The organism is Vibrio navarrensis (genome assembly GCF_015767675.1).
GTDB lineage: Bacteria > Pseudomonadota > Gammaproteobacteria > Enterobacterales > Vibrionaceae > Vibrio.
Window position 1 is genome coordinate 1,111,181 of record NZ_CP065218.1, and the last position, 22,124, is coordinate 1,133,304.

At 48.2% G+C, this 22,124-nt stretch carries 20 protein-coding genes and 1 pseudogene; 14 read left to right on the forward strand and 7 right to left on the reverse strand.

What is annotated here, in order from left to right:
* The first annotated feature begins 1 nt into the window (after window position 1).
* The 5 genes from secF (at window position 2) to phaC (ending at window position 5,643) form a co-directional block, all read left to right on the forward strand.
* Entirely contained in the window at window positions 2-904 is a 903-nt protein-coding gene (secF, locus tag I3X05_RS21685; RefSeq protein ID WP_045569512.1) for a protein translocase subunit SecF, read from the forward strand.
* Window positions 905-1,460: 556 nt separating this feature from the next.
* Window positions 1,461-2,201 (forward strand): SDR family oxidoreductase, encoded by a 741-nt coding sequence (locus I3X05_RS21690; protein WP_045569511.1) that lies wholly within the window; start codon window positions 1,461-1,463, stop codon window positions 2,199-2,201.
* 12 nt (window positions 2,202-2,213) lie between these two features.
* Window positions 2,214-3,422, forward strand: coding sequence for an acetyl-CoA C-acetyltransferase (locus tag I3X05_RS21695; protein WP_045569510.1), 1,209 nt, complete (start codon window positions 2,214-2,216; stop codon window positions 3,420-3,422).
* Window positions 3,423-3,461: 39 nt separating this feature from the next.
* Window positions 3,462-3,809, forward strand: coding sequence for a phasin family protein (locus I3X05_RS21700; RefSeq protein WP_045569509.1), 348 nt, complete (start codon window positions 3,462-3,464; stop codon window positions 3,807-3,809).
* Between the two features lie 61 nt (window positions 3,810-3,870).
* Complete coding sequence (gene phaC / locus I3X05_RS21705) at window positions 3,871-5,643, forward strand: class I poly(R)-hydroxyalkanoic acid synthase (protein WP_045569508.1); 1,773 nt, start codon at window positions 3,871-3,873, stop codon at window positions 5,641-5,643.
* Between the two features lie 325 nt (window positions 5,644-5,968).
* Here the strand turns inward: phaC and I3X05_RS21710 are convergent, their stop codons facing one another.
* The 6 genes from I3X05_RS21710 to napF all read right to left on the reverse strand — a co-directional run bounded on the left by I3X05_RS21710 (window position 5,969) and on the right by napF (window position 10,556).
* Window positions 5,969-6,103 (reverse strand): TIGR02808 family protein, encoded by a 135-nt coding sequence (locus I3X05_RS21710; protein ID WP_061895957.1) that lies wholly within the window; start codon window positions 6,101-6,103, stop codon window positions 5,969-5,971.
* Window positions 6,104-6,114: 11 nt separating this feature from the next.
* Window positions 6,115-6,690 (reverse strand): NapC/NirT family cytochrome c, encoded by a 576-nt coding sequence (locus I3X05_RS21715; RefSeq protein WP_045569507.1) that lies wholly within the window; start codon window positions 6,688-6,690, stop codon window positions 6,115-6,117.
* Between the two features lie 30 nt (window positions 6,691-6,720).
* Complete coding sequence (locus I3X05_RS21720) at window positions 6,721-7,194, reverse strand: nitrate reductase cytochrome c-type subunit (RefSeq protein ID WP_039427155.1); 474 nt, start codon at window positions 7,192-7,194, stop codon at window positions 6,721-6,723.
* A 73-nt stretch (window positions 7,195-7,267) separates the two neighbouring features.
* Complete coding sequence (napA, locus tag I3X05_RS21725) at window positions 7,268-9,757, reverse strand: periplasmic nitrate reductase subunit alpha (RefSeq protein ID WP_045569506.1); 2,490 nt, start codon at window positions 9,755-9,757, stop codon at window positions 7,268-7,270.
* The gene (locus I3X05_RS21730; protein WP_039427157.1) at window positions 9,754-10,059 is read right to left on the reverse strand and encodes a chaperone NapD; all 306 of its coding nucleotides are present in this window, start codon (window positions 10,057-10,059) and stop codon (window positions 9,754-9,756) included. The genes napA and I3X05_RS21730 overlap by 4 nt, the downstream gene beginning before the upstream one ends.
* A gap of 14 nt (window positions 10,060-10,073) precedes the next feature.
* Window positions 10,074-10,556 carry a ferredoxin-type protein NapF gene (gene napF / locus I3X05_RS21735; protein ID WP_337971258.1) on the reverse strand — a complete coding sequence of 161 codons (483 nt, stop codon included), beginning with the start codon at window positions 10,554-10,556 and terminating at the stop codon, window positions 10,074-10,076.
* Between the two features lie 241 nt (window positions 10,557-10,797).
* Between napF and narQ the strand changes: the two genes are divergently transcribed.
* The 6 genes and pseudogenes from narQ to I3X05_RS21765 all read left to right on the forward strand — a co-directional run bounded on the left by narQ (window position 10,798) and on the right by I3X05_RS21765 (window position 16,754).
* Window positions 10,798-12,513 carry a nitrate/nitrite two-component system sensor histidine kinase NarQ gene (narQ, locus tag I3X05_RS21740; RefSeq protein ID WP_045569544.1) on the forward strand — a complete coding sequence of 572 codons (1,716 nt, stop codon included), beginning with the start codon at window positions 10,798-10,800 and terminating at the stop codon, window positions 12,511-12,513.
* A complete protein-coding gene (locus I3X05_RS21745; protein WP_039427161.1) occupies window positions 12,510-13,142 on the forward strand; it encodes a response regulator in 633 nt (210 codons plus the stop codon). Before narQ ends, I3X05_RS21745 begins: the two co-directional genes overlap by 4 nt.
* Window positions 13,143-13,218: 76 nt before the next feature.
* Complete coding sequence (locus I3X05_RS21750; RefSeq protein ID WP_039445121.1) at window positions 13,219-13,464, forward strand: hypothetical protein; 246 nt, start codon at window positions 13,219-13,221, stop codon at window positions 13,462-13,464.
* 249 nt (window positions 13,465-13,713) lie between these two features.
* Window positions 13,714-14,718 carry a response regulator gene (locus I3X05_RS21755; protein ID WP_045569504.1) on the forward strand — a complete coding sequence of 335 codons (1,005 nt, stop codon included), beginning with the start codon at window positions 13,714-13,716 and terminating at the stop codon, window positions 14,716-14,718.
* Window positions 14,718-15,161 (forward strand): PAS domain-containing protein, encoded by a 444-nt coding sequence (locus tag I3X05_RS21760; protein ID WP_039427165.1) that lies wholly within the window; start codon window positions 14,718-14,720, stop codon window positions 15,159-15,161. The genes I3X05_RS21755 and I3X05_RS21760 overlap by 1 nt, the downstream gene beginning before the upstream one ends.
* An 86-nt stretch (window positions 15,162-15,247) precedes the next feature.
* A pseudogene (locus I3X05_RS21765) lies at window positions 15,248-16,754 on the forward strand (NAD(P)H-hydrate dehydratase).
* Between the two features lie 31 nt (window positions 16,755-16,785).
* Here I3X05_RS21765 and I3X05_RS21770 read toward each other — a convergent pair.
* Window positions 16,786-17,340 carry an outer membrane protein gene (locus I3X05_RS21770; protein WP_039427167.1) on the reverse strand — a complete coding sequence of 185 codons (555 nt, stop codon included), beginning with the start codon at window positions 17,338-17,340 and terminating at the stop codon, window positions 16,786-16,788.
* A gap of 491 nt (window positions 17,341-17,831) precedes the next feature.
* Here I3X05_RS21770 and I3X05_RS21775 point away from each other — a divergent pair, with 491 nt between their 5' ends.
* From I3X05_RS21775 to I3X05_RS21785, 3 genes are all read left to right on the forward strand, one after another.
* The gene (locus I3X05_RS21775; protein WP_045569502.1) at window positions 17,832-18,878 is read left to right on the forward strand and encodes a GMP reductase; all 1,047 of its coding nucleotides are present in this window, start codon (window positions 17,832-17,834) and stop codon (window positions 18,876-18,878) included.
* 518 nt (window positions 18,879-19,396) lie between these two features.
* Window positions 19,397-20,584, forward strand: coding sequence for a maltose/maltodextrin ABC transporter substrate-binding protein MalE (gene malE, locus I3X05_RS21780; protein WP_413470439.1), 1,188 nt, complete (start codon window positions 19,397-19,399; stop codon window positions 20,582-20,584).
* An 81-nt stretch (window positions 20,585-20,665) separates the two neighbouring features.
* Window positions 20,666-22,123: a glycoside hydrolase family 32 protein gene (locus I3X05_RS21785; protein ID WP_193157960.1), complete on the forward strand. Its 1,458-nt coding sequence runs from the start codon at window positions 20,666-20,668 to the stop codon at window positions 22,121-22,123.
* Window position 22,124: the final 1 nt, after the last annotated feature.

Consider the following 22,124-nt stretch of genomic DNA (forward strand, 5'->3'; position numbering starts at 1 on the left):
TATGATCAATTCTATGAAAAAGCACATCCGTTCGATCCGTTACTTGACCAGCGTCATTTCACTCGCACTGATGCTCGTTGCTTTGGGAGCATTGGCGGTACGCGGTTTAAATCTAGGGTTAGATTTTACCGGAGGTATGGTCACTGAAGTGGCGTTAGCGCCCACGGTGACCAATCATCAGTTACTCGATGCAGTACAACCGATTTTGGGTGAATCGGCTACGGTGACTAAGGCGGGAGAAGAGGGGCGATGGGTGATTCGCTACTCATTACCTGAGGAGCAAACCAGCCTTCCAGATCTATCCAGTGGGTTGGCATCTGTCTCCTCGCAGGTATCGGTGATTAGCAATAGTGTGGTTGGGGCACAAGTTGGGCAGGATTTACTTGAACAAGGCGGCATGGCCATGCTGGTTTGTCTCTTGGCGATTTTGGGTTACCTCTGTCTGCGCTTTGAATGGCGTCTAGCCGGCGGCTCTTTAGTGGCTTTGCTTCACGATGTAGTACTGGTGCTGGGTTTCTTTGCTATCACGCAGATGGAATTTAATTTGACGGTTTTCGCTGCCATTTTAGCGATATTGGGTTACTCTCTGAACGATTCGATCATTATTGCTGATCGTATTCGTGAACTGTTGATCGCTAAACAAGACGACACCACGGAGCAGATCAACGATCAAGCCGTGATAGGCACGTTTTCGCGTACCATGGTCACGTCGGGGACCACGCTCATCACCATCGCTGCACTCTGGTTAATGGGCGGTAGCGCCTTGCTGGGTTTCTCAACGGCGATGTTTATTGGCGTGCTCTCTGGTACTTGGTCGTCAATTTCTATTGGTACGGTCTTACCAGAATGGTGGCAGCTTAAACCAGTCCATTACTTGCCGGCAGAAATCGACACAGCTCCTTAGCTCACAGAGCATTCGTCGAACGGTAAATAGCGTTACGCGATAAAATAGTGAATACATAAAACAAAGCCACAGAATAATGTGGCTTTATTTTATTTAAAAATTTAATCTTAAAAAATATATATCAATTAGTGTGGATTTTAGTTGGATATTTATTGATAAATAAGAATTTAGATAGATGAAGGAAATATATCGGTAATTCGTTGAGAGTGTCTGTAAGTTATACACTTCAGCGATGAAACAAGAAAAAACATCAAGTCCTATTTAATACAATCACTTACGAATCTTCTCATCAACATTAAGATTATAAATTCATTTTAATTCAATGAATTATATTTTCATTAACCATTTTATAACATTTCATCCCTTATGAGATCTAGCTCAACATTAGGTGTAATTTTTAAAATTTTATTTGAAATGTAATATTTATAAGTTAGCTTATTTAAATAGGTGAACGTTAGATGAAGACGTCACAAATAATATTTAAATTGTCAGTTGGCAAATATTTGCCAATCGGTCTATGTGCTAGATTTTTTGCTGTTAAGAATGGAGTTCTTAGATGAAAAAGGTCGCTTTGATCACCGGATCAAAAGGCGGAATTGGTTCTGCAATCTCTTCTCAACTTGTACAAGATGGCTATCGCGTAGTGGCTACTTATTTCACAGGTAACTATCAATGTGCGCTAGATTGGTTTAACGAAAAAGGCTTTACCGAAGAGCAAGTGCGCTTGTTTGAGCTTGATGTAACGAACACCCAAGAGTGTGCTGAGCGTTTGAGCCAACTCCTTGAAGAGGAAGGCACCATTGACGCCGTCATCAATAACGCGGGTATCACTCGTGATGGTGTGTTCAAAAAGATGAGAGCAGAGGCGTGGCATGATGTCATTAATACTAATCTCAACAGTGTGTTTAATGTGACGCAACCGCTTTTCTCCGCCATGTGTGAAAAAGGTAATGGCCGCGTTATCAACATCTCCTCCGTAAATGGGTTAAAAGGTCAATTTGGCCAGACTAACTACTCTGCAGCAAAAGCCGGCATGATCGGATTCTCCAAAGCATTGGCGCTGGAAGGGGCTAGAAATGGTGTCACGGTCAACGTGATTGCGCCTGGATACACATTGACGCCAATGGTTGAGCAGATGAATCCGGAAGTACTTGAAAACATCAAGGCTCAGATTCCAATGCGTCGCCTAGCTACGCCAGATGAGATTGCTAAAGCGGTCTCTTTTCTAATGAGTGACGCAGGTGCGTATATCACGGGTGAGACACTGTCGGTCAACGGCGGCTTATACATGCATTAAAGGATCAACCTAATGGAAAAAGTATACATTGTCGCCGCTAAACGTACCCCAATCGGTTCATTTGGTGGTGCGTTAAAAAATACCTCAGCGGGCGAGTTAGCGGCGGTTGCGATCAAAGGTGCGTTGGCGCAAGCTAAGGTCGATGTCGAACATATCGACGAAGTCATTGTGGGCAACGTGGTGAGTGCAGGTCAAGGAATGGGTGTTGGACGCCAAGCCTCTGTTTATGCAGGTATTCCCGCCAGTGTCCCTGCCTATACATTAAATATGGTGTGTGGCAGCGGGATGAAAACCGTGATGGATGCCGCTTCGCATATCCGAAGCGGTGATGCCGAGATTGTCGTTGCGGCTGGGGTTGAAGTGATGTCGCAGATCCCATTTGCAATGCCGGGTAGTGTGCGTGACGGCAACAAGATGGGTCATCTATCGATGCAAGATTTGCTCATCGCAGATGGCTTGACCGATGTGTTCAATCAATATCACATGGGTGTGACGGCGGAAAATGTCGCCAAACAGGTAGGTATTAGCCGCGAAATGCAAGATCAATACGCGCTTGCGAGTCAGCAAAAAGCCGTTGCCGCGATCGAAGCTGGCAAATTTAAGCAAGAAATTGTTCCGGTTGAAGTCAAGCAACGTCGCGAGACAGTTTTGTTTGATACCGACGAATATCCCAAAGCCAATGCGACGTTGGAAGGACTGAAAGGTCTTCGTCCCGCATTTGACAAAGAAGGTAGTGTGACAGCGGGAAATGCTTCTGGCATTAACGATGGCGCGAGCGCGATTATTTTGGCTTCAGAACACGCAGTGAAAACCTATGGCTTGCAGCCTTTAGCGGAAGTTGTGAGCTACGCGCAGTCTGGATTAGCGCCTGAAATTATGGGTCTTGGCCCCGTTGAAGCGGTAAGCAAAGCGTTGGCGAAAGCGCAACTGTCAACCGATGACATTGATGTGTATGAACTCAATGAAGCCTTTGCAGCTCAGGCACTTGGCGTTATTCACAAGTTGGCAGAGCAACATCAGGTATCGGTTGCTTCCATTCAAGATAAAGCAAACCTTAACGGTGGCGCGATTGCATTGGGGCATCCACTAGGAGCGTCTGGTAACCGTATTTTGGTTACATTGATTCACGAGCTGCACAAACAAGATGGTCAGTTTGGTGTGGCTTCGTTGTGCGTCGGCGGTGGTATGGGTACTGCCGTGATAGTGAAAACAGTTAAGTAATTCGATTAATAACCTCTACATTTCGTTAGGAGATAAACCATGTACACGGATTTTTTCAAAACTTTTACTGATCAAACAGAGAAAAACCTACAACCTTACTTCAAGTTCAACAAGCTGGTAACGAAAAACGTTGAAGTTCTGACTGAACTGCAACTAAACGCGATTCGCACCTACAGCGAAATGGGTTTGGCGCAAATGAAAGCGGCATCTGAAATTAAAGATGTTACTTCACTGGCCACATTTAACAGTCAGCAACTGGGTGTATTGACTAAGCTATCTCAGCAAATGCTGGACGACAGCAACAAGCTGCAAGCGATCGCCAAAGAGTTCAAAGACGATGTTGAAAAGATGACTTCGGAAAATATCAAAACAGTTACACCTGCGTAATTTGTTCTGTGTTCACGCCGCCTATCTAGGCGGCGTTTTTTCCGAGTAAGGGAGTATCATTATGTTGCAACACTTCTTTTCGGACTATCTTGTAAAGCTCCAAGAGACCAATCAAAAATGGTGGCAAGACTTTGAAGCAAGCAAGGCAGCCGTCAATTCTCCTTTGAACAAGGCAATGCAAGAAGTGAACTTTGAGGATGCGGCAAGATTTGTTGAAAAAGCGGCAAATCAGCCTGCAGCATTGCTGAAGTTGCAGACGCAGTGGTGGGAACAACAACTGCAAATTTGGCAAAATGTGGCGCTTTCCGGCAACACTCAAAGTGTTATTGAAGCTGAGCAGGGAGACAAACGTTTCTCTAATGAAGCTTGGCAAGCAGAAGCGATGTACAGCTTCATCAAACAGTCCTACCTTCTGTTTAGCAAAACGTACATGGATACCATCGACGCCATTGAAGGGCTCGATGAGAAAACCAAAGAACGTATCACTTTTTTCTCTCGCCAAGCGATTAACGCGCTTTCACCATCGAATTTTATCGCAACCAACCCTGAGTTGCTTAAGCTAACGATTGAGAAGAATGGCGAAAATCTGCTCACCGGATTAGAGCTACTCAAAGAGGATGTGGCTGCGAGTGCGGACATCCTTAAAATTCGCATGACCAACAATAATGCGTTCCGTCTCGGCGCCGATATTGCGACCACGCCAGGTGATGTGGTTTATCAGAATGAACTCTTTGAGTTGATTCAATATCGCCCCATGACAGAGCAAGTCAATGCCACCCCGCTGCTGATCGTCCCGCCGTTTATCAATAAATACTACATCCTTGATTTAACCGCTAAGAACTCGATGGTTCGCTGGCTTTTAGAGCAAGGCCACAGTGTATTTATGATCTCTTGGCGTAACCCTGGTCTAGCGCAGGCGAACGTTGAGTTTGGCGATTACGTGACCGAGGGTGTGGTCAAAGCGGTGACCGCAATTGAAGAGATCACGGGTCAAGAAGAGATCAACGCAGCAGGTTATTGCATTGGTGGTACGGTGCTGGCGTGTACGGTGGGTTACTACGCGGCGAAGCGGATGAAAAAACGCATCAAGTCGGCGACCTTTTTCACCACGCTTTTGGATTTCTCTCAGCCAGGCGAAGTAGGTGCTTACATTAACGACACCATCATCAGTGCAATTGAAGCGCAAAATACCGCTAAGGGTTATATGGATGGTCGTTCGCTCAGTGTGACATTCAGTTTGCTGCGGGAAAATAGCTTGTACTGGAACTACTACGTGGATAACTACCTCAAAGGCAGTAGTCCGGTGGATTTCGATCTTCTGTACTGGAATAGCGACAGCACCAACGTTGCCGCAACAACGCACAATTTCATGTTGCGTGAACTGTATCTCAACAACAAGTTGGTTGAGGAACGTGGTGTCAAGGTTGGCGGAGTGTGGATCGATCTGAATAAGATCCGCATCCCAAGCTACTTTATCTCGACTAAGGAAGATCATATCGCCTTATGGCAAGGAACCTATCGCGGTGCTTTGAATATGGGCGGGAATAAAACCTTCGTTCTGGGCGAGTCTGGGCACATTGCAGGTATTGTTAATCATCCGGCGAAAAACAAGTATGGTTATTGGCTGAATGACAATCTTGATGAGTCGGCAGAAGAGTGGCTGAGTAATGCACAGCGCAAAGACGGCTCTTGGTGGACGCATTGGGATCAATGGCTACTGCAGTACAATCCGCAAGAAAAAGTCGCACCTTATCGACAAGGTTCTGAACTCAACCCCATCCTCAAAGAGGCACCGGGTGAGTACGTTAAGCAAGTCCTACCTATTTTAGAATAACCAGCTCAATGCGCTACGGCTCTTCGTAGCGCATTTTCTCAACGCCCATCAAATTTATCTAAATCATGCAAAAACTGCGCAAATTTACCAGCACAAACGTATTTTACCTCTGTTTGCTGGCAAAGAAGCGGTGACCAAAGCGCAACAGGTGCAAGGTATTCAGGTGAAGAAAACGGGCTACAGCGATTTTTATCAGTTATGGATTGGTGACCAGCAGCAAGGTTAAATCATACTCACGGAGCCACTTTGAGCTCTCTGCACAAAAACACCAAACGAGCGATCGTTTGGTGTTTTGTTTTCGAAACAGAGCTAGGTCGAGACGAGCTCAGAGCTCTTTGTCTTTGCTAAGTGACAGCAGCCATAGTGAAATGGCGGCCACGCCAGCAAAGCCAGCTAAAATAATTACGGGCATGGCACTGTAGCCGAGAACATGCCAAATAACCGATTCTAATGTACTCATGCTTGTTCTCCTTATTGCCAGCCGTCAACGCCGTGCATATCAGGCAGTTTGTGGGCAATGCCTTTGTGACAATCGACACAGGTTTTTTCACCCGAAGCCAGCGCGGTGGAGTGTTGGCTGGCACTGCGTTCGCTCTGTTCGGAGAAGTCCATGAACTCAAACTGGTGGCAGTTGCGACACTCTAACGAATCATTCCCTTTCAGCCGCGCCCATTCACGCTCAGCCAGATGCGCGCGACGTGCTTGGAATTTCTCCGGTGTATCAATATTGCCCATGAAGTGGGCGAACAGCTCTTTGGACGCCTGTACTTTGCGCACGATTTTGTCTGTCCACTCGTGCGGTACGTGGCAATCAGAGCAGATCGCACGCACCCCAGAGCGGTTCGAGTAGTGAATGGTTTCTTGGATTTCCGCCACAATCGGGGCGTGGCAACCCGAGCAGAACGCTTCGCTGTTGGTCGCTTCCATCCCAGTGTTAAATGCGCCCCAAAACAGCAGACCGCCAGCAAATCCCATAAACAGCAGCACACCAGCGGCCGCTTTGCTCGGCGTGCTTAGTCGCTTCCAAAACGCTTTCAATATTTTCATAGATAGCCTCTTCGTTTCAATAATTGGCTACTACTTACGCAGTGAGTCAACGCGTTCAAATTCATTCTCGACCAGCGGTTTAGCGCTCGCCTGAGGCACGTGGCACTGAAGGCAGAAGTAGCGACGCGGCGACACATCGGCCAGCACCGCATCTTCACGGTTCATATAGTGGGTCACGCTGATCTTGGTTGCGCCCATCTCTTTGGCATTTTTCCAGCTGTGGCATGCAAGGCACTTGTTGGCATTGAGTGACACTTCATAGCTGCGAATGTTATGAGGGATCAAGGGTGGCTGATAAACGTAATCACTCTCTAACACTTGCTCACGCGGGTATTTTTTCATCACATCAGCAGGGCGAGTATCCTCTAAAGGTGTGTTGCCACGAAGGGACTCAAGACCGCCCGTGCCCCCCGGGTTTTCTAACTCGGCTTGCGCAACACTGCTGAGCAGGGCAACTAAAGAAAGTGCGCTGATGGAAAACAGCGTCATGACTAATTTTTTCATCGTTTCATCTCCGCCTAATGGCTAAATTCTTTGTCAGGCTGCCCTTGTAGGCAGCCTGTGCATTCGGTTCCTGCTACGCGACCTTAGTGATCTTGACCGGACACTTCTTAAAGTCGGTTTGTTTCGACAGTGGGTCAGTGGCATCTAAGATCAACTTGTTGATCAGAATGCGAGCATCAAAGAACGGTACGAACACCAAGCCTTGTGGCGGGCGGTTGCGTCCACGTGTCTCAACGCGAGCGCGTACTTCCCCGCGCTTATTGGCGATCAGCACTTCATCACCACGGCGTAATCCACGCGCTTTGGCATCATCGGGATGGATGTAACAGAGCGCATCAGGCACCGCTTTATACAGTTCAGGTACACGGCGAGTCATGGTTCCGGTATGCCAGTGTTCCAGCACACGGCCAGTACATAGCCACATGTCGAATTCCGCATCCGGTGATTCAGGTGGCGCTTCGTAAGGGGCAGAAATGATCAGCGCCTTACCATCCGGTTTTCCGTAGAAATCCCAACCTGAGCCTTTCTTCGCGTAAGGATCGCTGCCTTCTTTGTAACGCCACTTGGTCTCTTTACCGTCGACTACTGGCCAACGCAGGCCACGCACTTGGTGATACACATCGTACGGCGCTAAATCGTGGCCATGGCCGCGACCAAAGCTGGCGTACTCCTCAAACAGCCCTTTTTGTACGTAGAAACCAAAGTGGTGCGCATCGTCATTGAGTTCGCGCGCTTCAGAAAGCGGATATTGGTCAACCTGACCGTTGGTAAACAGCACCTCATACATGGTTTTGCCACGGTATTGAGGCATCTTAGCCAAAAGCTCTTCTGGCCATACTTCTTCCATCTTGAAGCGTTTGGAGAACTCCATCACCTGCCAAGAGTCCGATTTAGCCTGACCAACGCTTTTGACTTGTTGATACCAAACTTGGGTACGACGCTCAGCGTTACCGTAAGCGCCCTCTTTTTCGATCCACATAGCGGTTGGCAGGATCAGATCCGCCGCTTGCGCTGTTGCGGTTGGGTAGGGATCGGACACCACGATGAAGTTTTCAGGATTACGATAGCCCGGTAAACGTTCACCATTGATATTTGGGCCAGCTTGCATGTTGTTGTTACATTGCACCCAGTAGCAATTGAGTACGCCGTCGTTCAGCATGCGATCTTGCAATACCGCATGGAAGCCCGGTTTAGGTGGAATAGTGCCTTCAGGCAGTTTCCAGATTTTCTCCGCGATGGCGCGGTGTTTTGGATTGGCGACCACCATATCGGCAGGCAAGCGGTGAGCGAAGGTGCCGACTTCGCGCGCGGTGCCACACGCCGACGGTTGACCGGTCAGTGAGAATGGGCTGTTGCCCGGAGTGGCGATTTTGCCGGTCAGTAAGTGCAGGTTATACACTAAGCTTTGCATCCACACGCCACGCGTATGTTGGTTCATACCCATAGTCCAAAGCGACATCACTTTGGTATTTGGGTCTGCGTACTGCTTAGCTAAAAGAAGCAGCTTCTCTGCGGGAACCCCAGACATCTCGGCGGATTTTTCCAGTGTATACGGTGCAACGGACGCTTTGTACTGCTCAAAATTGATCGACTGCATATCGCCTGAATTGGCGTGTTTGGCTTTTTTCTGTAGCGGATGGTCATCACGCAGGCCATAACCAATATCGGTAGTGGCTTGTTTAAAGTGAGTGTGTTTGTTAACGAAATCCCAGTTAATGGCGTCGTTTTGAATGATGTAGTTGGCAATGTAGTTGGCAATAACTAAATCGGTCTGCGGTTTAAAGATACAACCGGTATCCGCCAGCTCAAAAGAACGGTGGTAATAAGTTGACAGCACGTTCACTTTGACGTGCGGATGGCTGAGACGACGGTCGGTGATGCGAGTCCAAAGCACAGGGTGCATCTCGGCCATGTTCGAGCCCCAAAGCACAAAGGCGTCAGCGTGCTCAAAGTCATCATAGCAGCCCATCGGCTCATCCATGCCAAACGTGCGCATAAAGCCGACCACTGCCGAAGCCATACAGTGGCGCGCGTTCGGGTCGATGTTATTGGAGCGAAAACCCGCTTTCATCATTTTCACGGCGGCGTAGCCTTCCATCACGGTCCACTGGCCCGATCCAAACATCCCAACGCTGGTGGGGCCCTTTTTCGCCAGCGACGCTTTCCACTTCTCCGCCATGACATCAAACGCCATATCCCAAGAAACGGGCGTGAAATCGCCATCTTTGGCAAATTTGCCATCTTTCATGCGCAGTAAAGGTTGTGTGAGACGATCTTGCCCGTACATGATTTTCGAGAGGAAGTAGCCCTTGATGCAGTTCAAGCCTTTGTTCACCGGCGCTTCAGGATCGCCCTGTGTCGCGACGACTTTGCCGTTTTGTGTGCCGATCAAAACAGAACAACCCGTGCCACAGAAACGACATGGCGCTTTGTCCCAAGTGATAGCGGTTTGATCAGAGCTGGCGATCAGATTGGCTGCCGATGCGGGCAGGGTAATTCCGGCGACTGCCGCGGCTGAGGCTGCTGCGTTTGCTTTTACAAACGCGCGTCTTGTCATTTTCATACTTCACCCTCGAGTTGGGATTGTTGAGTTCCAGTGTCTTCGTCCTTGTCATCCGTCAAGGATTCAATCTGGTGATAAACCAGAACGGTGCTGAGAACGTTTGGTAAGTGGCTGATGGCTTCGATCGTATCGGTAATGAAACCTTGATTGACGGTTTCAAGTACCACGACAATTTTTCCTTCTGGGCTGTCTCCATAAATCTCGGTGTTGTCCATCGCCTCAATCTGCGCTTTGACGACAGCAAGAGAGTCGGCGACGACATGGACCACTAAGCTTGAGATGTGCACTTCGTTTAGCGCCATAATTTGCTCTCGTTCTAATTCGTTGTGCTCACATGGATGGATGATGCCGGGCAGATGGAGACGCAAGCGCCGCAGCCGTTACATTCATCCAGATTCAATTGCGCTTGTGCGACTTTGCCGATCTGTAGAGAAAAACGGATCGCCTGAGGTTCGCACGCCTCCGCGCAGCTACGACATTCAATATTGCGCTTGGTCAGACAAGCCTCATCAATGCTGGCTTTGGCTGACCAAGGTGGATTTTCTTGGCTGACAAACAAGGCTTCAGGGCACACAGCCGCACATTGATAGCAAAACGTGCATTCGCCTTGGGTGAAATCGACACGCGGAAAACCGCCATCGCCTATCACTATGATGTCTGTTTCACAGGCCGAAACACATTTCCCGCAACGAGTACACTCATCGCTAAAGCGCTGCCGATTTGCCAACCAAGGCAGAGCAACCGCCTCTTGATTGGCGGTGTGTCGGGTAAAAAAACGACGGCGGGAAAGATCGGTCACGGTTCACCTTATGGCTGTTCAACAATCGTCAATGATGCATATCGTTAGTCAACGTCACGGTTTTGTTCATAAATTGTCATTTAACCGTACACAAATTGTAGTTTTTGACATATTTGTATAAATACCTCTTAGGGGGTAATTGCGGGTGAGGCTTGTTTTGGATCAATAAATTCCTCACTCTTCCGGCTCATATTGTGCTCCCGCTGAGGGCACAAATGGCAAAATCAGATCAGAGGTTGTGTTGAAAAAACAAGTGAAGAAGTCAGTCACTAGAACGATTGCCAAGGCGATGGGGTTGATTTTGCTGCTGTCTGTTGTCACCACGGGCTTTGCTATCGTGACTTTGGCATCGAGCCTCAATGACGCCGAAGCGGTTAACGTTGCGGGCTCGATGCGCATGCAAAGTTACCGATTGGCACATGACATCCAAACGAATGCGGCTGACTACGCCTCGCACATCTTTCTGTTTGAGCGTTCCATCTATTCCCCGTCGATGAAAGCTTTGCAGAACTGGACTGTCCCTCAAGACATCACCGACGATTATTACCGTTTGATCATGCGCTGGCATGAATTGAAATCTGTGCTGCAAAGCGAGGAGCGCGAACGCTATTTGCTATTGGTGGCTGGGTTTGTCGGGCAAATCGACGCGTTTGTTTTTAAATTGCAGCACTTTTCTGAACAAAAGCTGATCAAACTGGCTTGGATCGGTGGTATGGGGCTTGGTGGAATCTTGCTGGTAAGCGTATTTGTGGTCCATTTTGTGCGCCGTGAAGTGGTTCATCCGCTCAATGCACTGGTGGTGGCGAGCAAGCAAATTCAATCTCGTTCCTTCGATGTGGCCTTGAACGTCTCCAGTGATAACGAAATGGGCATTTTAACCCGCACTTTTAACACTATGGCGGCGGAGCTCGGTAAGCTCTATCACGGTTTGGAAAAGGCGGTGAATGAGAAAACACACCGTTTGCAACATGCCAATCAATCGTTGCAGGTGTTGTACCAATCCTCGCAAGAACTGACGGCATCCCGTATCAGTCAGGAAAATTTTCACGCCATTTTGCGACATTTTGTCAGCATCGAAGGCATTGTCGCCGCTAAACTCGAAATTGTTGAGGTGGGCGAACGTAGCCTTGTGTTACAGGAAGGCAAAGTGTGTTCCAACCGCTGTAACAAAAAAGCGCTCACCTTGGATGGTCAGCATCTTGGCTATTTGCACTGGTGTGCGGGGCTTCCTTGCCCGGACCAAGCGCTGATCGACAACTTTGTGCAGATCCTCTCGCGGGCGGTTTATTACAATCATGCCCAGCGACAGGCAGAGCAACTGTTGTTGATGGAAGAACGGGCCACTATCGCTCGGGAACTGCATGATTCATTGGCACAATCGCTCTCTTATCTGAAAATTCAGGTTTCCTTACTGAAACGCTGTATCAGTAAGATCAGCGTGGATGCACAGGTCGAGAAAACCAACTTAGTCATCGCCGAACTGGATACGGGGTTAAATGCCGCTTATACCCAACTGCGTGAGTTGCTCACCACCTTTCGTCTTGCGATTAAAGAGGGAACCTTTGGTCAGGCGCTGCAGCAAATGGTCGAACAGTTGGGCGAACAGACGGAGGCTGAACTTACGTTAGACAATGAACTGCTCTCGGTTGAGCTGGATGCGCATCAGCAAGTGCATTTGTTGCAACTCATTCGGGAGGCGACGCTTAATGCCATCAAGCATGCCCACGCGAGCACGATTCATATTGAGTGTAAAGAAGCGAACAATTGGGTCACGGTGTCGGTTACCGATGATGGAGCGGGATTTGATCCCAACAACAGCAAGCTCAACCATTACGGCATGTCGATTATGCAAGAGCGTGCTGCACGACTTAATGGGGATTTGACTGTGAGCGCAGCAGTGGGGCAAGGTTGTAAGGTAGTATTGAAGTATCAGAGAATGAAGGAAGAAAAAGCGTGACAGTGTGCAAAGTAATGTTGGTCGATGACCACCCATTGATGCGTCGTGGCATCAGCCAGTTACTGAGTTTCGAAGATGAATTTGCGGTGATTGCCGAAGTTGGAACTGGAGCCGACGCCGTTGCCAAAGCGCACGAAACCGAGCTGGACTTGATTCTGCTTGATCTCAATATGAAAGGCATGTCGGGCTTAGATACCCTAAAAGCTCTGCGCGCTGACGGCTGTGAAGCGAGGATCGTTATTCTCACCGTTTCCGACAGCCCGGCCGATATTGAAGCGATTGTGAAAGCGGGCGCTGACGGTTATCTGTTGAAAGACACCGAACCGGATGAGTTAGTCGAACTGCTTAAACAGGCTCGACTAGGCGATAAAGCGTATAGTCAAGCGGTGGCTCGCTACTTACAGGCTCGTCACGATAACCACGATGCGTTTGACGATCTCACCGACCGAGAGACGCAAATTTTGCAAGAGGTGGCGCAAGGATTTCGTAATAAGCAGATCGCCGATCGTCTCTTTATTTCTGAATCGACCGTCAAAGTGCACATGAAAAGTTTGCTGAAAAAACTCAATGTGCCTTCTCGCACTGCCGCGACTATTCTCTATCTAGAGCGCTACGGTGAGGTGAGATAAGACTTAAGTCCAACAGATCTGTCGCTTGCTTGCCGCTACTATAAATAAAACAGCGCAATGGTAGAAGAGGGATAACATGGAAGTCGGTTTATTCTGGGCCGAAAAAGGCTTTTTGTTGGTGGGGATACTGTTTGTGCTGACTGGCATCATCCAATATGGCAAGCGCAGCCAAGATTGGCGAGGCGTAGTGACCATGTTTTACAAACGCATTCCGATGTCGGTGAGTGAATATAAATGGTACCGTCTTGGCATTGGATTGTGTCTGTTTGCGGTAGTGATGCGCATTGGTTTAATGGTCATCTTTCCCGTTTACACGCTTTAACTTCACCCGCTTTTGAGCGGGTTTTGCCTGTTTTGATACATCTCGGTATGTAACTAATTCTTATTTAAAACATTTTTGTTATCGCCTTCATATAAATTCATTTTCACGCCGGATCTAATTTCGTATTCTTGCCAATTCGGTTCATACTTAAAACCGAACAATAACTACAATCACGTCAGTTCCACACGTAATTCTTGAGTTGTCTGTTACACTTAAAGACAGGCAATAATTATTAAAAAGGGTGGTTGAATGTCTTTTCCTGTTCTCATCTGTGATGATTCAGCGCTTGCAAGAAAGCAGATGGCACGCTCACTGCCTGCTTCACTTAATGCCGACATAACCTTTGCAGTGCATGGACTCAATGCGCTAGAGGAGTTGGGCAAGCAAAAATTTAAGTTTATGTTCCTCGATCTCACCATGCCAGAGCTCGATGGATTTGAAACGCTTGAAGCCATGCGCAGCCGAGGTGATGACACCCCGGTGATTGTTGTTTCCGGTGATATCCAGCCCAAAGCGAAAGAGAGGGTGTTTGCCCTCGGGGCGAAAGCGTTTATTCAAAAGCCGATTGCGCCAGACGAACTTAAAGCGACGCTGAGAGAGTTGGTTGAGCCAGACTCAGTGCCGCAAGTGATCACGCCGAAAACGCTGGAACTGCCCATTCTGCGTCGAAGAGATATCTACATGGAAGTGGCGAACGTTTCGATTGGTCGTGCAGCCGATGCACTGGCGCGACATTTTGACGTGTTTGTCCATTTGCCGCTGCCCAATGTGAATATTTTTGAGCTCAGTGAACTGCACATGGCACTAAGAGATTTAGCAGAAAGCGCCAACGTTTCTGGAGTGTGCCAAGGGTTTAGCGGTGAAGGGATTGCTGGTGAAGCGCTGGTTCTGCTCAGTGATTCCAGTGTGGCCGACCTGAAAAAACTGATGAAGGTGCCCGCCGACAGTGAAGAGCTAGAGGAGTTGGAACTGCTGATGGATGTCTCTAACATTCTGGTTGGTTCCTTTCTCAACGGCCTTGGCCAGCAGGCGGAAGTGCGTTTTTTCCAAAGCTCACCGGTGTTGTTAGGGCAACATATTTCGATTGATTCCGTTATCGAAAATACCACAGGTTCTTTTACCAAAACCATGACTTTTGAAGTGAGCTACACCATCGAAGGCACAAGCATACGTTGCGATCTGCTGTTTATGTTCGTTGATGAGTCTTTACCGCTTTTAGACAATAAACTCGCGTACCTGATGGAGGACTTTTAATGCTTAATCTTCCTGCAGAGTTTGAACAATTCCACTGGATGGTGGATATGGTACAAAATGTCGACATGGGCTTGATTGTGCTGGATACCGAGTACAATGTGCAGGTATGGAACGGTTTTATGACCCACCACAGTGGCAAGCAAGCGCATGATGCGATTGGCAAATCGATTTTTGAGCTGTTTCCTGAGATCCCACAAGAGTGGTTTAGGCTGAAAACGAAGCCAGTGTATAACTTAGGCTGTCGCAGTTTTATCACTTGGCGTCAGCGCCCCTATTTGTTCCGTTGTCGCAACGTGCGCCCTGTTACCCAGCAGGCCGACTTCATGTATCAGAACGTGACGCTCAATCCAATGCGCACCCCTACGGGCCAAGTGAAATCGCTCTTTCTATCGATTCAGGATGCGACTGCCGAGGCGATCATGGCCCAGCAGCAGAACTCGTAGTAAAAAATCGTCAAATGCCAGCAAAAGCCAAGGAACTCCTTGGCTTTTTACTTCATCACCAGTCACGGATTCGGGAGAGCGATGGTATGCCATCACAAAACACTCAATGCCTTTATCAAGCTCGTCAAGTGAGAGAGGGAGAAGTTGTGGTCGCCAAAGCGCAGGGCGTCAGCTTATATCAGTTGATGGAACGCGCGGGAGCGCGCGGGAGCGGCGGCCTTTGCCCTGATGATGGAACAGTACCCATCATTGCGTGAGCTGTGCGTGGTGTGCGGCAAAGGCAACAACGGTGGTGACGGCTATGTAGTGGCTCGTTTGGCGAAAGAGCACGGAATGGTGGTGCATTTAGTCCAAGTTGGCGAGCCGGAACGATTGCAAGGCGATGCGCGTGAGGCGATGCTGGCATGTCAGCGCGGCGGCGGAACCATCATGAGTGAAAAAGCGTTACCACTTTTGTTGAATCAATGTGATGTGGTGGTGGATGCGCTGCTTGGTACGGGGTTAAGCGGCTTGGTTCGCGGTGAGCTGGTGACACTGATCGACATGCTCAATCACAGTGGTAAACCTGTGTTGTCCATTGATATTCCGTCGGGCTTGTGTGCCGATAGCGGGCAAATACTTGGCGCAGCGGTGCACGCAGCACACACCATCACATTTATTGGTATCAAGCAAGGCCTCATGACCGGGCAAGCGAGAGCATGCCGCGGCAAGCTCCATTTTGCTGGATTAGAGGTCGCTGATCACTTTGCTCGGCAGGTGAAGACGTACATTGAGGCGATGGACAAAAACAGCTTGGCGGATTGGCTGCCAAAACGCTCGCCCGTTGCGCACAAAGGCGATCATGGCAAACTGCTTTTGATGGGCGGAAATCGCAGTATGGCGGGGGCCATTCGCCTTGCTGCCGGTGCGGCGGCAAGAAGTGGCGCTGGCTTGTTGGTGGCGTTGACGCACCCTGAATCCGCTTTGCCGCTGCAAGTGAGTTGCCCTGAAGTCATGACCGCCGCTTGGATGCAAAACTCGGCGGAGTTGGAAAAGCGCATCGGTTGGGCTGATGTGTTGGTCGCAGGGCCTGGATTGGGGTTGGATGAGTGGGCGAAGAGTCTTTGGTTGTCGATAAAAGCGTTCCATGGACCGTGTGTACTGGATGCAGACGGGCTCAACTGGCTGGCAAGGCACCCGGATCACAATGATCTGCGCGTCATTACGCCCCATCCCGGCGAAGCGGCGCGTTTACTTGGTTGCAGTGTCGCGGAAATCGAGGCGGATCGTTTTGCTGCTGTTCAAGTGCTGCAAGCGCAATATGGCGGCGTAGCGGTGTTGAAAGGGGCAGGGACTCTGATTTGTGATGGCAATAAAACCTACGTGTGTGATGCAGGCAATCCCGGCATGGCCAGTGGCGGCATGGGGGATGTGCTAGCTGGAGTGATTGGCGCATTGCTGGCGCAGAAGTTACCACTGCTGTCGGCGGCTAGGCTTGGGGTGTTGCTGCATAGCTGCGCTGCCGATCTTTGCGCGCAGCGCCACGGTGAAATAGGGCTGCTCGCTTCCGATTTGCCGGATGAAATTCGCCGCTTACTGAATGGAAAAGCCTGATCAATCGGCGATCAGGCAACAAGGTATAACATTAGAACGAGAAGTTAACGCCCGCGCTGATCGAGGTCGCATGCTCATCGTTTGGTAGCATTTGGTATGTGACCGCCGCATCCAGCGTCAAGCGCTGGTCAAACGGCGACGCCAAACTGACCCCGGCGCTGGCATAAGGCTTGACACTGCTGTCCTTATCCACTTTCTCCACCGAATTGGTTGCATCCCACGTCGTCAGCTCTGACTCAATGTAGCTCGCCCCTGCTTTTCCATACACGCTCAAAATGCCGAGGTGTTGGTCAACGCGCAGGCCAAGGCCGTAAGAGTTGTATGTTTGCGCGAAATCGTTAGAAGTCGCCGAGACACTTTTGTTCAAGGTTTCAACTTTTTTGTAGCTCAGATCGGCCGAGAGAAAGTCGGTTAGTTGGTGGTTGTAACCGGCTTGAATAAAGTAAGCGAGTTCATCATTTGAGTTGTTGGTGACCATGGTCGCTCCGACATTGGTATACAGAGCACCTCGTTGTCCTTTGGCGTGCGCCATCGCTGTCGGTAGGGTAGCCAGCAATGCCAGCGTTACAAGAGTCATCTTTTTCATATTCAACACAGCCTTCGTTGTCCGTTTGCCGAGTGGCAAAAAATAGGTACGTTAAATAATACTTAGCAAGAATCAGTCCTTTTTTCCTATAAATTGCCTATTTTTTCTCGGAGAGAAGTTTGTTACGCACATCGAAGCCGCGTCGACTTACTGCGCACTTTGACAAAAACCATCAAGTGATTAGAAATAGCGGGGAAAGGATTGCGCAAGCGATTGCTCAGGTGTTTGATGATAACGTACTGAAATAAAAAAGGAAAAATGGAAGAAAGAAAACTGAGGGTGTTTAAGGTATGAAAACTCGGCAATGGTAGCACAAAAAAAAGTGAAAAATCAGACTTGTCGAAAAAAAATCACAACCTATAATGCTGAAAACCGGAGCGTCTGCCAACGCTCCGGTTTTTTTGTGTCCGAAAAACAGTAACCTCGTCTGCCAACTTGGTTACTACGCACTCTGCGATGACACATACAGTTATGAATCAAGGAATTACACAATGCGTATCGAACAAGAACTTAAGTTAGGTTTTAAAGATGTCCTGTTTCGCCCGAAACGTTCTACCCTGAAAAGCCGTTCTCAAGTAAATTTAACCCGCGAGTTTACATTCAAACATAGTGGTCGTCAATGGTCTGGTGTACCTGTGATTGCCGCCAATATGGACTCGGTGGGTAGCTTCGAAATGGCGAAAGCCTTGGCTGAACATGGTGTCATGACCGCCGTTCATAAACACTATACCGTGCAAGATTGGGCCGATTTCGTCAAAGGGGCGAACCGTGAAACGCTCAACAAAGTGATGGTTTCAACCGGCACATCAGAAGCGGATTTTCAAAAAACCAAAGATGTGATGGCGCTTTCTGACGAGCTGATTTTCATCTGCATCGATATCGCTAACGGCTACTCTGAGCATTTGGTGGAGTACGTTCAGCAAGTGCGTGCCGCATTCCCAGACAAAGTGATCTCAGCAGGTAACGTTGTCACTGGCGATATGTGCGAAGAGCTGATCCTTGCTGGCGCAGACATCGTTAAAGTGGGTATCGGCCCAGGTTCAGTATGTACCACTCGCGTGAAAACGGGCGTTGGCTATCCACAGCTTTCTGCCATCATTGAGTGTGCCGATGCCGCGCACGGCCTTGGTGGCCGCATTGTCGGTGACGGTGGCTGCGCATGTGCTGGCGATGTCGCGAAAGCCTTCGGCGGCGGCGCAGATTTCGTGATGTTAGGCGGCATGCTCGCTGGCCATGAGGAATCAGGCGGTGAGTTAGTGGTGAAAGATGGCGAAAGCTACATGAAGTTCTACGGCATGTCTTCAAAGAGCGCGATGGACAAGCACTCCGGCGGCGTTGCGGGCTACCGCGCTGCGGAAGGAAAAACCGTACTATTGCCATACCGCGGCAGTGTCCACGGCACCATTCAAGACATCCTTGGTGGCGTGCGTTCAACCTGTACCTACGTAGGCGCAGCAGAGCTTCGCGAGCTTACCAAACGCACCACTTTCATCCGAGTTCTTGAGCAAGAGAACAATGTGTTTGGTAAAGAGAAGTAAGCCAACACATCGAAAAAATAATGCACAATTAAGGGCCGCTTTTTGCGGCTCTTTTTTACGTCAAAAAGGGTAAGTGGCGACAGAGACAAGCTTTTACTATTTTTCGGAACTTATCACCGAAGCTGGTAGATAACTTCTACCTCAAAGATAAGGAGCCCCAGTGCCTATGTTTGAGATGGCTTTTCGACGGTGCGAGTGAGCTTTAACTTTCCTTCAAGGAACTGCTGGCAATCACTTCCCTTCCTGCCCATGCGCTGCTAGCAGGCCTACATTTTGATAAACAATTCACGCTTTTTAGATTGAACTCCTGCCATTTAAATAAGAATACCTTGCCAACGATCACCTAATTTAGGTTTGATATAGAATTTTTCTATGGAAGTGCTAGGAAATATGCATTTCATCCCCTTGAGTAGATTTCATATTATGGGTGGGAAATCAAGGTTGGCTATTTAACATACAATAAACAGTGGTCTTAACCGAATTTTTGCAAACCGATAATATACGTGAAATGGAATCCAATGATGAAGAAGATGAACCTAAGCATGATTGCACTAAGTACTTTTGTAGCAATCAGTCCAATGAACTCTTTTGCAGCGATTCAAGAGGGGCAGTTAACAATCTGGATGAGTGGTGATAAAGGCTATAAGGGAATGGCTGAGGTCGGTAAACGCTTTGAGGCAGATACGGGTATTCCGGTGACAGTTGCTCATCCTGGTTCTCTGCAAGATATATTTCCTCAAACCGCAGCATTAGGAGATGGTCCAGATATCATGCTGTTTGCCCACGATCGGTTTGGTGGATATGCTGAAGCTGGCCTTCTAGTCGAAATAAAGCCTTCAAAAGCCACTAAAGAGGGTATCGTAGATTTTGCGTGGGATGCAGTGGACTACAAAGGTAAGATTGTCGGCTATCCAATCGCAATTGAATCGTTATCTCTTATCTATAACAAGGACCTACTTCCTAATCCTCCAAAGAACTGGGAAGAAATTGAAGCTCTAGATAAAGAACTGCAAAAGGATGGCAAGAAAGCCATTATGTGGAATTTGAAAGAGCCGTATTTCACTTGGCCTTTGATGGCTGCAAATGGTGGTTATGCCTTTAAGAAAACTGCTTTTGGTTATGACGTCAAGGATGCTGGTGTAGCGAATTCGGGGGCAAAAAACGCAATGTCACTGGTGAAAAGTTTGGTAAGCAAAGGAGTCATCTCCGCCGATATGGATTACTCCGTATCAGAAGCTGAATTTAATCAGGGGCGTGTTGCTATGACGATCAACGGTCCTTGGTCTTGGACCAATATGGACAAATCAGGCGTAAACTACGGTGTAACCACGTTGCTGAAGTTCAATGGTCAAGATTCAAAACCTTTTGTAGGTGTGTTGGCTGCAGGTATTAGCACTGCCTCTCCCAATCGAGATCTGGCGATCGAATTTTTGGAGAACTACCTGCTAACCAAAGAAGGTTTACGAACGGTTAATAACGATTCCGCTTTGGGGGCAGTAGCACTAAAGTCTTTTCAGCAAGAACTTGAACAAGATCCACGTATAGCTGCGACAATGGATAATGCTATCAATGGTGAAATTATGCCCAATATACCAGAAATGAATGGGTTCTGGGGTGCGGTTAAGAGTGCCATTGTTAATATTGTTGATGGCCGTCAAACTGTAGACGCGGCTCTTGAAGATGCCAAAAAACAAATGACCAAATAATCAACGTTATTTCACTTATCCACTCGCTTTAGCCCGCAATTTTCTTTGCGGGCCAATTCTTATTGGTTTAAGGATACCTCGATGAGACCTCTAACCAGCGATAGTTATCGCCCTAAGTTTCACTTTACACCGCCTTTTGGCTGGTTGAATGACCCCAATGGCCTAGTTTGTATTAATGACGAATATCATCTCTTTTATCAGTATCACCCTTTTGACACTGTATGGGGGCCCATGCACTGGGGACATGCAGTATCTAAAGATCTTTTAAACTGGATTCATATGCCAGTCGCGCTTAAACCGGATAGGTTTGGTGCTTGTTTTTCCGGTAGCGCTGTTATTGACTGGAAAAATTCAAGTGGCTTTTTTGATAAGCAGAATACTCACCCAGGTGTAGTTGCATTTTATACGGCAAATTTTCAGCCCAAAGACGGCTCAGCTTGGATTCAGAGCCAACATGTTGCCGTCAGCCGTGACGGTGGCAAAAGTTGGATCAAGGAGGAAAGCAGCCTTGTATTAGAGAATCCTGGGTTACTTGATTTTCGTGATCCCAAGGTGTTCCGCCATGATGAGTCAGAGGCATGGATTATGGTTGTTTCAGAAGGACAGGATATTGGAATTTACCGCTCACTAGACATGCAAAATTGGAAGAAATCCAGCGTATTTGGTGCTACTGCTGGAGCTCATGACGAGAGTGCACTGGAATGTCCTGATCTTTTTCCGCTTACATTTGAGAATAAAACATATTGGGTATTGGTTGCCGGTGTGCAGCATTGCGGACCGACGGGCGGAACTGGTACTCAGTATTTTGTAGGTGCCTTCGATGGGTATCAATTTGTGAATGAAAACTCAGATGAAAGTGTGCTGTGGTTGGATCATGGCCGTGATTTCTATGCAGCACAAAGTTGGTCTGATGTTGCGGATGGTCGACGTATCGCTATCGCTTGGATGAGCAATAATTTATATGCAGATAGCATCCCTACCTCCCATTGGCGAGGAGCGATGAGTGTCCCGAGAGAACTAGAGTTAACGAACATAGAGGGTAGACTACGCTTGGTTAGTAAGCTCCCTCATCAGTGGCTAGATGCACAACCTTCGGATCTTGAGAGTAATGTCTTATTAAGTGAAGGTAATACTTTACAGCTATCAAGTGATTTTCAAGTAGGTATCACAAGGTTCTCGTTGTCACTTAGTGTCGGTAGTGATATTGAATATTACCCTCTCGGCAATGACGCAATCTGCTATACATTTTCCCGCAGTGAGTCCGGTTTAACCGTGACGACCAAACGAAATGTTCTTGATCAGAACGGAAGCAATAAGTACGAGATTCATTTCGCTTATGAGAGTGAACTAAAACTGCCGGCTCGTGAACTTGTGGATTTACTCCATGTATCTGATGCCTGTTCCAGTGAAATGCAGTTGTTAGATGGGTTGTATTCTTTCACTAACCTCGTGTTCTGCCCGGAGCCGTTATCACCAAGATTGGCTTGTACTAAAGGCTTGGTTTCAGTGGCGGAAAGTCGCTTTCAGCGAGTAACGTAGA